Raw genomic sequence first — 12,859 nt, 5'->3', positions numbered from 1 at the left:
CGTGACCCCTGATGCTGGCACGGCGCGGGCGCGGGCCGGGGCCGGGTCAGGCGGTGGTGTCCAGGATTACGCGCAGCGTCTGGGCAGGCATGTCCCAATGCGGGAAGTGGCCGCTGTGGTCGAACCAATGCAGCCGGGCGTCGGGAAACAGCTCCTGAGCCCTCGACGCCTGGACCGGCAGGCACACCCGGTCCAGGCGCCCCCAGCCGATCATCAGCGGGCGCGCCAGCCGGCCCCGGGGCAGGCCCTGCTGCGCCTCGCCATACGCGAGGTTCCGCAGCAGTTCATCCGTGGACGGCGAGGCCGCGAAACTCCTCATCTCGGTCAGGGTGAGTTCCGGACTTAGCGCCCACGGATGCGAGGAGAACTGGGCGAACAGGGCGCTGCGGGTGACGGGCGACGCCGTCAGGGCGGGCATGACCGGCTGGAGCGCGCGGATCAGTTTGATGGACGCCGCCACCGTGCTGTAGAAGAAGGCCCGTTCCCAGCCCTGCCAGAACCCGCCGGGATCGAGCGACACCACCGCGCCCAGGACGCCCCCACGCCGCGCGAGTTCCAGCACCAGCCGGGCCCCCATCGAGGTGCCCACGGCATCGATGCCCAGGAGGTTCTCCCGCGTCAGGAACTCGGTCACCGCGTCGGCGAGCGTGGCGATACTCACCTCGCCGGGCAACGGGGGCGTGTGGCCGAAGCCGGGCAGGTCGACGGCGATCACCTCACGCTGCGCTTCCAGTCCGGGCAGGATCGGCGCCCACGTCTGCCAGGAACTGCCCAGCCCGTGGATGAGCAGCAGCGGCTTGCCCTGGCCGCGCCGGACGTGGAAGAGCGCAGGTGCGGAAGCGTCCTGGGACGGGGGCCGGGGGGCGGGTGTGGATGCAGTCACCCTCCCACTGTCGGGGCGTGCGGTATAGCCCGGCACCCGGTTGCCCCAAGGCCTCTTGGGTCTTGCCCGGCGGGGCGCTCGTGGGCGGCAGAAGGTGGACGGCGCGGCACCAGCCGGTGGCGTCCGTCCGGGGGCGTGGGCGCGGCCGACCGATGGCGTGACCGTCCTGGGCCTGACTACCAATAGACCTCCTGCGAAAATCACGCCACACCGGCAACGCTGCGGTTGCACACCGCTGCAATGAGATTGACGCGTAAAGAGAAGCGCCGCCCCCGGTGACGGTAAATGTCCTTCAGCACGCGGAAAATCTTCAGACACCGGATGACATGCTCGACCCGCAGGCGGGTCGACGCCAGTTCCCGGTTCTGTTGACGCTGTTCAGGGGTCAGCGGCGCTTTCTTTGTCGCTTTGTGCGGTGTCACCGAGTGACCGTGATGCTGCCGAATGCCCTGGTAGCCGGCATCCCCGATCAGCGCCGTTTCTGGATGGATCTGGACGCCTGACTGCCGAAACAGGGTGAGGTCATGCATGGACCCGAAGGCGGTGGCAACGCACAGGATCATGCGTGTGGACACGTCGATCACGACCTGCGTTTTGAGGGTGTGCCGTTTCTTCTTGCCGCTGTACCAGCGGCGTTGTTGGCTGGTGGGCCGTTCACACGGGGTTTCAGCGGCATCTACGGCGATGATCTGGAAGACGTTCTCTTCCTGTTTGAGGCTCTTGCGGCCAGGAAGTCGGAACTCTCCGCTCTGGATCAGGGCGGTTTCGACGCGTTCCACCGTGCGCCGCACGGTGGTTTCGTGAATGTTCCAGTCATGGCCGAGGTGGGCGAAGGTACGGTATTCACGCCAGAATTCGAGGGTGAGAAGGAGCTGTTCACTCGCGTTGAGGGCGGGAGGTCGACCGGACTTTTTCTTGGAGCGTTCTCGCTGGTCCAGGACGAGTTCCATCTCGGCGAAGGTTTCGGGGTAGATCCCGGTGTGCCGTTTGAAGCGTGTGCGGTTTAGCTGTCGGAGGCGTTCTAGACGGTCGTGGCTCACTCACGCAGCGTAGCTGGGGACTCTCGCAGGAGGTCTAATGATAAAATATAAATTTTCAATGTGGATAGCTAAAAGGAAAATATCCTTGCTTGATGTGCTCGAATCAATAGATGGAGACTCTCTGGACTGGAGGATGGAGGAGTTTTATGGTATAGCTTCCCCCCCAAAAAGTTTTTTAGGTAGTTCCATAACTGATTTTGAGGATTTCGTGATTAAAGAAAATTTGGGATATCAGACAAACTGGAGTGATCTTATGGATTTTGCTAGAGGCATCGATGACCTCATCGATATAAGAATAGTAGGATCGCGTACTACTGCAAAAAAAAGAAGCGTCCTAATTATTATAGAAGGAATAGATAGTACTGAATGGGAGATCAATTCTTATCGTCAAATAACGGGAAGTTTATTCGCCGACCAAGATATTGATCCACAGGAAAAATAGTGAATCGTAAAATGCTTTCAGCAGCCTATCTTTTGCTAATTAGCAATGGCTTTTCAATAGACCTCCTGCAAAAGTGAGTTTTCAGCCACCTCGCCTCTCCGTTGTTGTCGTCTGCCAAGAGGAGTACCCGCGCATGTTCAGGAGGGGACTTTCGCAGCAGGTCTAATGGTTCGGACAGTTGTTGACGTGGCGATTTCCCCAGCCTCATATACAGTACCGTTACAGTTGTTGAACGCTCCGATGAGTCCTGTAACATAAGGCCGTGCCCACCCCCGCTGTCGCCTACTACCGCGTCTCCACCGCCAAACAAGGCCAAAGCGGCTTGGGTCTCGAAGCTCAACAAGCCGCCGTGCTGTCACATGCTCGGAGCAAGGACCTTCAGGTTGTCCTCGAATTCACCGAGATCGAAACCGGCACCCGCAAACGCCGCCGCCCACAATTCGAAGCCGCCCTCGACCACACCCGCCGCATCGGCGGCGTCCTCCTCATCGCCAAGCTCGACCGCCTCGCCCGCAACGTCGCCGTCGTCGCCAGCCTCATGGAATCCGGCGTCCGCTTCGTCGCCGTCGACATGCCCGAAGCCGACAACCTCACCATCCACGTCATGGCTGCCGTCGCCGAGCGCGAAGCCCAGCTGATCTCCGCCCGCACGAAAGCAGCCCTCGCGGCGCGGAAGGCTCGCGGTTTGACACTGGGGAAGCCGGAGAACCTCACCGTTGAAGCGCGCCTAGCGGGCGCCGCGACTTCGAGGGCTCGGGCGGTCGCTGACATGCGACCTGTGGCGGCGTATGCGGGTGCCCTGCGTGCTCAGGGGCTCAGCCTACGAGCCGTCGCGGCGCAGCTGGACGCGCATGGGTTCCGGACGCGACAGGGCGGCCCCTGGAGTGCCGTGCAGGTTAAGCGTGTCCTGGACAGGAAAAAACAGGATGCCGCCGATCCGGCCGCATAGGGTTGACCTGCCCTGAATACCGCTCTATATTAAAGAAATCAAGGCGGCCTCCGGGGCGCCTTCTTCTTTTTCGAACTACCCAATGGTCGGAATTGGCAACTCCGACTCTCCGCTGATCCACTCGAAAGCTTCTTCTGGCCTGGCTCTAAAGCTTGGACACTTTCGACTGGAGACTCGGCTCAGGTGAGTCTGACTCTCTACTTCACGCCGTGCAGTTTCAGGGGAGCAGACCAGTCACGCGCTGCCCTGATGCCCTGGGCTGCAGAGTGAGGAGTTTATCGAGGAGCCCGGGGCATTGATCCGACTGAGGTCACTCCGAAGACCCTCTACCTCAACTCTGCGTGTCAGTCCTGCCAGTAGAACAGCAGTTCCCCGACATGAAGCGCCTCCCGCCTCCCGAAGGAGTACACGTGGAGTCCCGGCACCGCGACCGATCTGATCGTCTCATCCAGCCACTGCCAGCCCACCGATGCCAGCGTCAGGCGGATCTGCTCGAGGACCGCCGCCGAATGGGTGCCCTCGCTGCTCCAATCGTCCTCAGCTGCGAAGCGTCCCAACGTGCTGAGGCTCAGATTCCCGCCCTCCAGGGGAAGCACCACATACGTTCCTCCACCCTGCTGGTGCCAGTCACCCGCCTCGACGGGATCCCCGACGACGACACCGGCCATTCGAAGTGCCTGTACCACGCGCCCGTGCTCAGCCACAATGCCCGCGGCCTCCTCCTCACTCCAGCGGGGGAGGATCAACGCCTCCATCAGCCAGCGCACGTCCGTCCCCGATTCCGAAAGCGGCGCATAGACGCGTACGATCGCGGACCGGACCTCACCTGGTACCGAAGAGGGCAGCGGGACCTGCGCGTCCGGCAGTGTGCTCAGGTCAACGGATTCTCCGAGCAGAAGCAGCGTACGAGCCGCCCAGCGCCGCTCGTCGATGCCGACCTCCGGGTCATTCACTCGCGCGTGCAATTCGGCCACCGGGGCAGGCGTGAGGGCACTCAGCGCGTCACTGGACGTTTTGAGCACCAGCCAGTCAGGATCGCTGAGCGCCAGGAGTAGGCATTCGGCGGCCCGGGCGGGATCCAGTTCAGCCAGGCGCGCTATCGCCCAGTTCCGCACGGGGGCCACAGGATCTGTGGTCGCCAGACGGTGCAGTCGGTCCACCAGCGGAAGGTCAGGGAGGCGGGTCGTGTTCTCCGATTCCCGGGGCACGACTGGTCCGTGCGGATCGGACGCACCCTGCAGGGCTTCCACGAGGGGTTCCAGTCCGCCCACCTGCGCTTCCAGGGAGGCTAAGCCGTTCTGACCTGGGGTGGATCGGTGGGGCCAGGGATCGGCTGCCAGTGTGATCAGGTCGCGGGTGGCCGTGAGATCACCCAGTCGTCCACGCCCCTCCAGGAGTGGGCCCGCGGCATCAAACCAGGGCTCCTCCGTGCCGAGGGTGCGCATCAGATCCAGGCTGTCGCGGTCGTTCTGCTCGACCAGCGCGAACACCGCAGCCGTCCGGACCTCGCCCTCGGTGTCATCGTCGGTGAGCACTTGACGCAGCAGGGGAATGAGGTCTGATCGGGTCCGGGTCCCCAGTTCCTGAATGGCCGCGCGTCGAAGGAACCATGGCTGCGCCTGGTCGCCAGCAACGGTCATGAGTACCTGCCCGTCGTGATCGATCCGCGTCAACACATCCAGGAGGATCGTCGGGAATTCATAGGTGACGTCGTACTCTGTGCCACCTTCGCCTGCAGCGAACTGGAGGGCCGTGAGGACCTGTTCTGGCTGTCCGAGGAGCATCGGTTCGAACTGGGCTGTCAGGGCCGCCTTGGTGGCGTCCATGACGTCAGCGGGCAGGCCGTCCGGATGGTCGGCCCACATCTGGCGCCATGTCGTGCGGAACATGTCGAGCAGGTCTGAGGAGAGGGAAGACATGACACCCGACTCTACTGGCCAGTGGAGCGCACTGCAGCTCAGTCGATGCCCCGCAGGACGGTCTTGGTCGCGCGGAAGCGCAGGCTCAGGGTGTGGCCGTGCGAGCCGTTCTTGAACGTCCGCAGGATGACCAGCTGCTCGGAAGGGTCCACGCGGCGCAACTGCCCCAGGGCGCAGAAGCGGGTGCCGTTGGGACGCCGCGCGGGCGCGACGCTCAGGTGCTGCACGCCCGTCCGGTCGGTGAGGTTGCCCCACAGGTCCGTGCGTGGCCGGGCCACGCGTTCTAGCCTCAATCGACTCTGTTGGCGAATTCAGGTGACGGCTCCCAGACCCCGCATTTCTCGTTGTCGAGTCGCGATGATCCGCCCCTCAGAACAACAGGTCTCGAATTCGCCAACAAAGTCAGATCGAAAGTGCGAACTTCTCCACCGATCTCTGAAATGCCCTAACCTACCCACGTAGATGACGACTGGGACGGCAATTAAGCCCTTAAAAGGGGTTTCCGGGCGATTGAGGACTCTGTTGGCGAATTCAGGTGAGAGCTTCCATACTCCGCATTTCTCGTTGCCGAGTCACGATGATCCGCTCCGCCGAACAGCAGGTTTCGAATTCGCCAACAAAGTCGATTGAGGCTACAACGCGTATGACCTATGCCCCACGGGGTGCATCGGCCCGTCGTTCCCAACGGTGCCCGTGCCGGACTACACGGCGACACAGAGGCCCCCTGGTCGGTGGCCAAAAATGACTTTCCCGATCTCGCTCTCCTCGGCCCAAAGACGGTATCTAGCCATACCGTCTCCATTTTTTGCCCTGTGGGAGCGATTGAAACGTTCATAGCGCGAGCCCTAAACGGGGTAGAATTCCAAAGTTCATTGATCGATCACGAAATTCTTTTTTTCGTCAAATGAGGCAACACAGCAGAAATTCTGTTGGCAGTATGAACCTGCTCAGGCTTAACAAGCCTCCGAGCCAATTTCTTGTCTTCTGGAGAATCTAATGAAAAAATTTTCAGCGTTCGTACTGGTGTCAGCTTGTCTGGCGTCCTGCTCCCAAGTCCCCTAAATCAGTAGCACCACCGTACAGGTGGCCTCTCCTTACAGCAGTGACGGCACCTATGGCGCCGCCGATGCGCGCGTCCGGATCAACCTTCAACTTGAAGCCGGTCTTCAGGCCCAGTCTTTGACGCCTTTGTATGTAGAAGCCATTGAGCTCTGTGGGGCGACGGGCTGCTACCGTTTGACCGGTCCTGGTCTGATTGACCCATATCGGTGGAACAAGCAAGGGGCTGCACTTGTCGCAGATGTGATCGTTCCAGCGGGCACATACAACCGCGTCAACTTGCTCGTTCCTAGCACCGACGCAGGCATTCAAGCCACAGCCCTGACCCTCGACACACCTGTCTCGGTGGTCGCTGGGGCTCGCCAGGAAATCTTTCTGTCCCTCGCCAAGCCACTCGGTACCCTGAACGCGGGAGGTGATCTGGTGCCCGCCTACCTGGCCTCAGGCGTTGTGCCTGGCGACAGTACGCTCGTTGCTGGCCTCACCACCACTGGCAGCTCGACGTTCACCTTTGAGAGCGGTTTAACCCTCACTGTCCCGAAAGGTGCCTTGAAAGACGCCGCCATCATGGGGGTCGCCGATCGGCCCACGACAGAGCCAGCAGGACGCGTTGTTTTTGGCTCTCCAGTGACATTTCGCTCACCACTGAAGGTTCGCGTGCCCTTCAGCATAGACCGGTTGCCAAAAGGACTGAAGGTCTCAGATTACGTCTTGACGTCCGGTGGACAGCCGGTGCCTGATGCACGCTACGAAAATGGCGCCTTCACCGCGACGCTGACATCCCTTCAGAATCTGAGCATCACGACCAACAAACCTTTTATGCAGTTTGAGGACGGGACGGCGGAGGCGTTGCCTCAAGTGGTGAGTGCGCAGGCAACCGATACCAGTCAATGCTTCAACGCGCTTCGAGCGAATTTGGAAACATATAAAGCACGCATCGCTTCATCAGGGAGTCTGTACACCACAGATTGTCTAAACATCGCTCCGTATGTCCACGTTGTAATCGTTGATATGACCAAGCCACTCTACAAGTTTAGAATTGGCCTTGGAGATTTCTATCAAACCAAATCCGATGGCCGAAACTACTTCTACCTCCGGAATATCAAAGACCACGCCACCGCGATGAGGGCATTTGTTGCCATCAATGGTCCAGCATGGACCGGCACGGAGGGCTTGAACTTCGGCACGCAAAACGGAACGCCGGATTTTACTCTGCGCATTCAGAACTCCCTCAAATACACCCAGAGCGATAAAGGCGAAGCCGCTGTCTCCTTTGCTCAGGAGGATGGCACTGGACTGAAGGCTCGAATCCTGATCAAGCCAGCGGGGACAACCAGCTACGGTGATCCGACGTTTACCTTCAATCAGGCAGCGTCATCGACATCCATCATTCGTGATGGTGGGTGCAGCTCACTCCTAGATCCCAATGGAGAAGCGAAGTTCAATACCGCCTTCGGTTTCGGAAACAATCGTCTGATCTTCGTCTCGAGTGATCAGAATAAGCCTGCGGTCGAGCTGAAGGCCTTCTGTGACGTCTTTCTGGGTTTGAACGCGACGGCAGGCGCCCAGTGGACGGACGGGGCGAGTGCCGCTGGCCTGGTTTACGCCGGCGATCATAAAAATCCGACGAACACACCCTTCATGGATGGTGCCCGGAAGGTGCTGACCGGTCTGGGTGTCACGAAAGAATAAGGGTGGCGAACTACAGTGACGACATGGAACAGGTCATGAGGCAATCATCCATACAAGACGTCCCCCTAGCACTGCGCCGGGCGCTGACGTACACATTGAGTAGCGTCATCGTCTTCTTGTTGGTCCTGCTCGCCCTTCGGTATGGCGAAGCGTTCCGTTTGAATGAGGCGTGGTACAGTCCTCAGGCCTTGTGGCGCAACATAGAAGCCACGTGGCCAGACTTCCTCCGCCTGGGCCTCCTGACCTTGTTCCCAGCGGCGTTGCTCAGCGCATTTGGCCGCACGGCCTGGACACAACACGGCCTTGCTGCCCTGGTGACGGCTGCACTCCTGACTTTGTGGAGCACGCTGGGTGGATTCGGGGGAACGCTCGCCCTCCTTCCAGCGGCGCTCGGTGGCATTGCGCTTGTCGCTGCTGCAACGGCGCTGTGGCATGCTTCGAGACGCTTACACTGAGGATCAAACGCCTCGAAAGGCATGAAGGAAGGTACCTCATCAATAGTGCGGACAGGTTCAAGCGGCTTTAACGCCAAGATCCAGCGGCCTGGACGGATGTTCCTCCAATTCAACGAATCGCTGTGACAAACCCAGATTGGCCATCATTCGCGAGGCGAACAGCCGGTTAAACGCGCGTCGTTTCACATCCTCGTACGGGTAATAACCTCGGGTGCTAGGGGTTGGCGACGAGACAGAAAAAGCGGAAGCTCCGGTATGCCTACCAAAGAACTTCCGCTGCACCAGTCTACTGTGACCGACCTCTTCACGATCATTTACGTCTACGTCGACGACTACCTCAAGGCCGCTGCCCGCAGCGGCCTGTTCACATTACCCGACGAACCCAACCAGAAGGCCAGTTACGCCGAGCTCATGACCATCGCACTCGTCGGTGAACTCCTCCACCAGCCCTCGGCACAGCAGTGGTTCGCTCAGGTACGCGTCACCTACACCTTCCTCTTTCCCTCCTGACCCGATCGCTCCCGGTATCTCCGCATCCAACTGAACCTTGAGCGGATCTATGCCGACCTCGCGCTCCGATTGCCCCACTTCGATGACGACACCGTCTATGTCATCGACAGCAAACCGCTCGTGTACTGCGTTGGAGCCCGACACAAACGGCCAAGGAGCATGACCACCGCGACGAGTGGCCGCGGCGGACACGGTGGATACGGCAGAACCGGCTTCTTCTACGGGTTCAAGCTGCATGCCGTGATCGTCGATCACGGCATGCTCGTGCGCTTTGCTATTGTCCCTGGGAGAGAGGGAGACCCACCCGTGGCACGGGCGCTCTTGGATCCCCAGGAAGCGGCGTTGGTCCTGGGCGATCGAGGGTACCAGGGCTGTGGCGTGTATGCCCAGCCGAAGAAAAACTTCAAGAAGCCACGCCACTGGTGGGGGGCGATGCGATGGGTGAGGAAAACGATCGAGACTGTTTTTTCACGTCTGGATCGTTCTTTTCACTTGATGTTGCCACAGTTGAATTCGGAGAGATCCATTCGGGCACACGTGTGTCGCAAGATCGCCGCCCACAACTTGGGCCTCTATTTCGGAGGCTACTGAACCCCTAGCACCCGAGGTTAATAACATTCGGCTTTGTTGGCGAATTCGGGGATCGTCAAATTCATGACTCGGGTTCACACTGAGCCATGAGCCTACAACCAAAATCTGTCAGTGAGGTTCCCGCCGAAACGGCTCGTGTCGCTCGCGCTGCCTTTCGCAAAGGGAATCCATACCTGCGATTTCGGGATGAGTTCGGTTCGCTCTTCACCGACCAAGACTTCGTTCAGCTCTACCCGCGTCGGGGACAACCCGCGTTTTCCCCCAGTCAGCTCGCTCTCGTGACCCTCGTACAGTTCGCAGAGAACCTGACTGATCGCCGGATGGCCGACTAGGTTCGTGCCCGTATTGATCTCAAGTACCTGCTGAACCTGGAATTGACGGACACCGGCTTCGACTTCTCCGTACTCAGCGAATTCCGACGTCGGCTGGTCAATGGGAACGCAGAAACACTGCTCGTGAACACCATGCTGGAGCGCTTCAGGGAGCAAGGGCTGGTCAAAGCGCATGGCCAGCAGCGCAGCGACTCGACCCATGTTCTGGCGGCCATTCGCCTGCTCAACCGCACTGAATTGGTCGGGGAAACGATGCGGGCCGCGTTGAATCAACTCACCGCACAGTTCCCGGAATGGATTCAGCAGGTGGCTGCATTTGAATGGTTCACCCGCTACGGCCACCGAATCGAAGACACGCGCTTGCCCAAAGGGCAAGCAGCACGGCAGGCTTACGCTGAACAGGTAGGTACTGACGGGTTCAAGCTTCTGGCCGCTCTGGACAGCGACGAACAGTGCCTGACGATGTGCGCTCTGTCCTCGGTCCACACCCTCCGTTTGGCATGGGCGCATCACTTCAAAGAAGTTGATGGCAAAGCCTCCTGGCTGCCTGGTGCGGAGCTGCTGCCTGCGGCAGAGCGATTCGAATCGCCGTATGACACAGATACACGGTGCGGGAACAAAGCAGGTTCCAACTGGATCGGCTACCGGGTTCATCTCTCGGAGACCTGCGACAACGAGCGACCCCATCTGATCACCCATGTCGACACCACTCTGGCGACGGTCCCCGATGTCAGTATGACTGCTGTACTCCATCAAGCCCTTTCCGACAAAAACTTGTTGCCGGACGAGCACTTATTGATACCGGCGTAAGTTGACATTGCTCATCACTCTCCTGTGCTGGAAGGACGCTGGCCAGGACGCCTTGCATGTCAGTACAGGTGATGCGGATTTACGCCGTTATCAATAGTCGACTCCGGGTACGTGGATGCTGAACTGCTGGCCACGTCCCATGCGACATTCGGGATTGATCTGATCGGCCCTGCCCGCCGGGACAAGAGCTGGCAAGCCAAGACCGAAGGAGCCTTCGACTTCACGGCCTTCCGGGTGGATTGGGACGGGCAGGTCGTGACCTGCCCCAATGGGGCCCAGACCAGTTCCTGGGTTGAGCGCCCTGGGCCGTATGGCACGCCGACCATCTACGCCAAATTTGCCAAGAAGAGCTGCAAAACCTGTGAACTGAAAGAGAAGTGCACCAGGGGTGCACTCCGGATCCTCACCTTCCAGCCGCAGGCAGTACAGGAAGCCTTGAATCTCGCACGCACACTGGAATCCAACGGAACTTGGCAGGGGCTGTACCAGCGCCGGGCAGGGATAGAAGCGACCATGTCACAGGGGGTCAGGGCCTTCGGCCTGCGGCGGGCACGATATCGGGGATTGAAGAAAACTAGCCTTCAGCACGCCTGTATTGGGGCGGCGATCAATTTGGTCCGCGTAGTCGACTGGATCTTGGAAAAGCCGCGCTGGAAAGATCGACTCTCTCAGTTTGCTGCTCTGCGTCCCGTTGCCTGAATTCGCCAACAAAGTCCAGACTTTGTTGGCGAATTCAGGTGAGAGCTTCCATACTCCGCATTTCTCGTTGCCGAGTCACGATGATCCGCCCCGCCGAACAGCAGGTTTCGAATTCGCCAACAAAGTCGATTGAGGCTACAACGCGAAGTCGTGGACATGAGGACCGGCCCATTGTGCGTGAACCGCCGGGGCAGTTGGGCATGGGTGCCCCCATGCGGCGTGTGGGTGCTCCCATGCCAGGGTGGCCAAGCATCCTCCCCGCCAGGAACAGGCCGTAGCGGCAACCCCGGCGACCGGGACGCGCTAGGCACTTCAGGAAGTGAGCCGGTCGAGATCCTCCCCGAGGGCCAGCCAGACAGCGGCCCGCACCAGGTCCTGGGGCGTGGCTTCCGCAAGTTTGGGGTGCAGGGCGCGCAGCCGGTCGAGCTGGTCGCTGCCGATGTTAACGGTGATTTTCTCTTTGCTGCCCGTTCCCGTTGGGATGGCGGTCGCTGGCCCGCTGTTGGGGCGCGCGCCGCCCTTGCCGGTGCCCTTACCTGTACCCATATCGCCCTCCATATCCCTGCTGGACGTCTTCAAGCCCCAGCACGCCCGGTATGCCCGGGAGGCCGCGCTCCCGCAGCCCGGCGTAAGGTAGCGCTCCTGGGCTGCAGCTGGTGCCGTAGATACGTCACCGCCTCCCCCTGGACACGCTCAGGTAAAAACTTCGACTGGCGCATGCAGACTCCGGTAACTGACGGTCCACTCCTTCCTCAGTGGGTTGGGCAGTGTGGGCGTCTCACTCCAGCCGCACGCCTGACGTCTGGTCGGCGAATCTGGTCCGTCCCGGACCGGTGAGCCAGGAAGTACCTTCTGGCCGCCCTAAACCTCGTGAGCGCGGCTGCCCGCACTCTCAGCTGCCATATTCAGTCAGCCGTTCCCCCATTCATGCAGGAAAACAGGTTTTCAGGTTTTCGGGAATGGCATCCTGCAGAAGAAAGGGCTGGCCCTGACGCCAGCGCCGGAGCAGCCATTCCACCCAGATGTGCTCATCGGCCTGCAGAACGAGCAGGTTCTCTGGCCGGGCGTCCTTCTTGTCACCATTGAGAAGGACCTCGAACTCGTCCTCGAATTCACCGAGACCGAAACTGGCACACGGAAACGCCGACGGCCACAACTGGAGGCCGCTCTCAACCGCGCCCGCCGCATCGGTGGCGTCCTTCTCATCGCCAGGCTCGACCGTCTCGCCCGTTTCCTCGCCGTCGACATGCCCGAAGCCGACAACCTCACCATCCACGTCATGGCGGCCGTCGCCGAGCGGGTAGCGCAGTGGATCTCTGCCCACACAAAGGCAGCCCTCGCCGCCCACAAGGCCCGGGGCTCAAGCTCGGCAAATACGCTCGCCGACCAACTCCGCACGCCCATCAAGAGCGGTGCAGCGCCAATGAAGGACGGTCATCTGAGCGCCGTTCCGCATCTGGGGGAGACTGTGGCATGAC

Annotated in this window: 14 protein-coding genes; 9 read left to right on the top strand and 5 right to left on the bottom strand. The window is 60.4% G+C overall.

The features are described 5' to 3' along the window. Window positions 1-46: 46 nt before the first annotated feature. Window positions 47-883 (bottom strand): alpha/beta fold hydrolase, encoded by an 837-nt coding sequence (locus tag BXU09_RS18605; RefSeq protein ID WP_078305816.1) that lies wholly within the window; start codon window positions 881-883, stop codon window positions 47-49. Between the two features lie 200 nt (window positions 884-1,083). Continuing rightward, on the bottom strand, window positions 1,084-1,923 hold the full coding sequence (locus BXU09_RS18600; RefSeq protein WP_078305815.1) for an IS5 family transposase: 840 nt from the start codon (window positions 1,921-1,923) through the stop codon (window positions 1,084-1,086). A 37-nt stretch (window positions 1,924-1,960) separates the two neighbouring features. Here BXU09_RS18600 and BXU09_RS20620 point away from each other — a divergent pair, with 37 nt between their 5' ends. Both BXU09_RS20620 and BXU09_RS18595 read left to right on the top strand, forming a co-directional pair. Further along, on the top strand, window positions 1,961-2,365 hold the full coding sequence (locus BXU09_RS20620; RefSeq protein WP_144012397.1) for a hypothetical protein: 405 nt from the start codon (window positions 1,961-1,963) through the stop codon (window positions 2,363-2,365). Window positions 2,366-2,627: 262 nt separating this feature from the next. Continuing rightward, window positions 2,628-3,314, top strand: coding sequence for a recombinase family protein (locus BXU09_RS18595; protein ID WP_078305814.1), 687 nt, complete (start codon window positions 2,628-2,630; stop codon window positions 3,312-3,314). A gap of 344 nt (window positions 3,315-3,658) precedes the next feature. On the opposite strand, the gene BXU09_RS18590 is transcribed toward BXU09_RS18595, so the two are convergent. Both BXU09_RS18590 and BXU09_RS18585 read right to left on the bottom strand, forming a co-directional pair. Then, window positions 3,659-5,233, bottom strand: a complete 1,575-nt coding sequence (locus BXU09_RS18590; RefSeq protein WP_078305813.1) for a HEAT repeat domain-containing protein — start codon at window positions 5,231-5,233, stop codon at window positions 3,659-3,661. 38 nt (window positions 5,234-5,271) lie between these two features. Further along, a complete protein-coding gene (locus BXU09_RS18585; RefSeq protein ID WP_078305812.1) occupies window positions 5,272-5,511 on the bottom strand; it encodes a hypothetical protein in 240 nt (79 codons plus the stop codon). A gap of 805 nt (window positions 5,512-6,316) precedes the next feature. On the opposite strand from BXU09_RS18585, the gene BXU09_RS20615 reads away from it, so the two are divergent. From BXU09_RS20615 to BXU09_RS18565, 6 genes are all read left to right on the top strand, one after another. Then, a complete protein-coding gene (locus BXU09_RS20615) occupies window positions 6,317-7,984 on the top strand; it encodes a hypothetical protein (RefSeq protein WP_144012396.1) in 1,668 nt (555 codons plus the stop codon). Between the two features lie 23 nt (window positions 7,985-8,007). Further along, window positions 8,008-8,439, top strand: a complete 432-nt coding sequence (locus tag BXU09_RS18580; RefSeq protein WP_144012395.1) for a hypothetical protein — start codon at window positions 8,008-8,010, stop codon at window positions 8,437-8,439. 291 nt (window positions 8,440-8,730) lie between these two features. Further along, window positions 8,731-8,949, top strand: a complete 219-nt coding sequence (locus BXU09_RS21750) for a hypothetical protein (protein ID WP_240501509.1) — start codon at window positions 8,731-8,733, stop codon at window positions 8,947-8,949. A gap of 69 nt (window positions 8,950-9,018) precedes the next feature. After that, window positions 9,019-9,540 carry a transposase gene (locus BXU09_RS21745; RefSeq protein WP_276205856.1) on the top strand — a complete coding sequence of 174 codons (522 nt, stop codon included), beginning with the start codon at window positions 9,019-9,021 and terminating at the stop codon, window positions 9,538-9,540. Window positions 9,541-9,884: 344 nt separating this feature from the next. Further along, complete coding sequence (locus BXU09_RS18570; RefSeq protein ID WP_144012394.1) at window positions 9,885-10,682, top strand: transposase; 798 nt, start codon at window positions 9,885-9,887, stop codon at window positions 10,680-10,682. A gap of 93 nt (window positions 10,683-10,775) precedes the next feature. Next, complete coding sequence (locus tag BXU09_RS18565) at window positions 10,776-11,381, top strand: transposase (protein ID WP_078305809.1); 606 nt, start codon at window positions 10,776-10,778, stop codon at window positions 11,379-11,381. A gap of 312 nt (window positions 11,382-11,693) precedes the next feature. On the opposite strand, the gene BXU09_RS18560 is transcribed toward BXU09_RS18565, so the two are convergent. Next, window positions 11,694-11,939: a hypothetical protein gene (locus tag BXU09_RS18560; protein ID WP_078305808.1), complete on the bottom strand. Its 246-nt coding sequence runs from the start codon at window positions 11,937-11,939 to the stop codon at window positions 11,694-11,696. A gap of 466 nt (window positions 11,940-12,405) precedes the next feature. Between BXU09_RS18560 and BXU09_RS18555 the strand changes: the two genes are divergently transcribed. Next, complete coding sequence (locus tag BXU09_RS18555; RefSeq protein WP_078305807.1) at window positions 12,406-12,858, top strand: recombinase family protein; 453 nt, start codon at window positions 12,406-12,408, stop codon at window positions 12,856-12,858. The last annotated feature ends 1 nt before the right edge of the window (window position 12,859 follow it).

The organism is Deinococcus sp. LM3, assembly GCF_002017875.1.
In the GTDB taxonomy this organism is placed as follows: domain Bacteria; phylum Deinococcota; class Deinococci; order Deinococcales; family Deinococcaceae; genus Deinococcus.
This window is presented reverse-complemented; position numbering and strand designations above follow the sequence as displayed.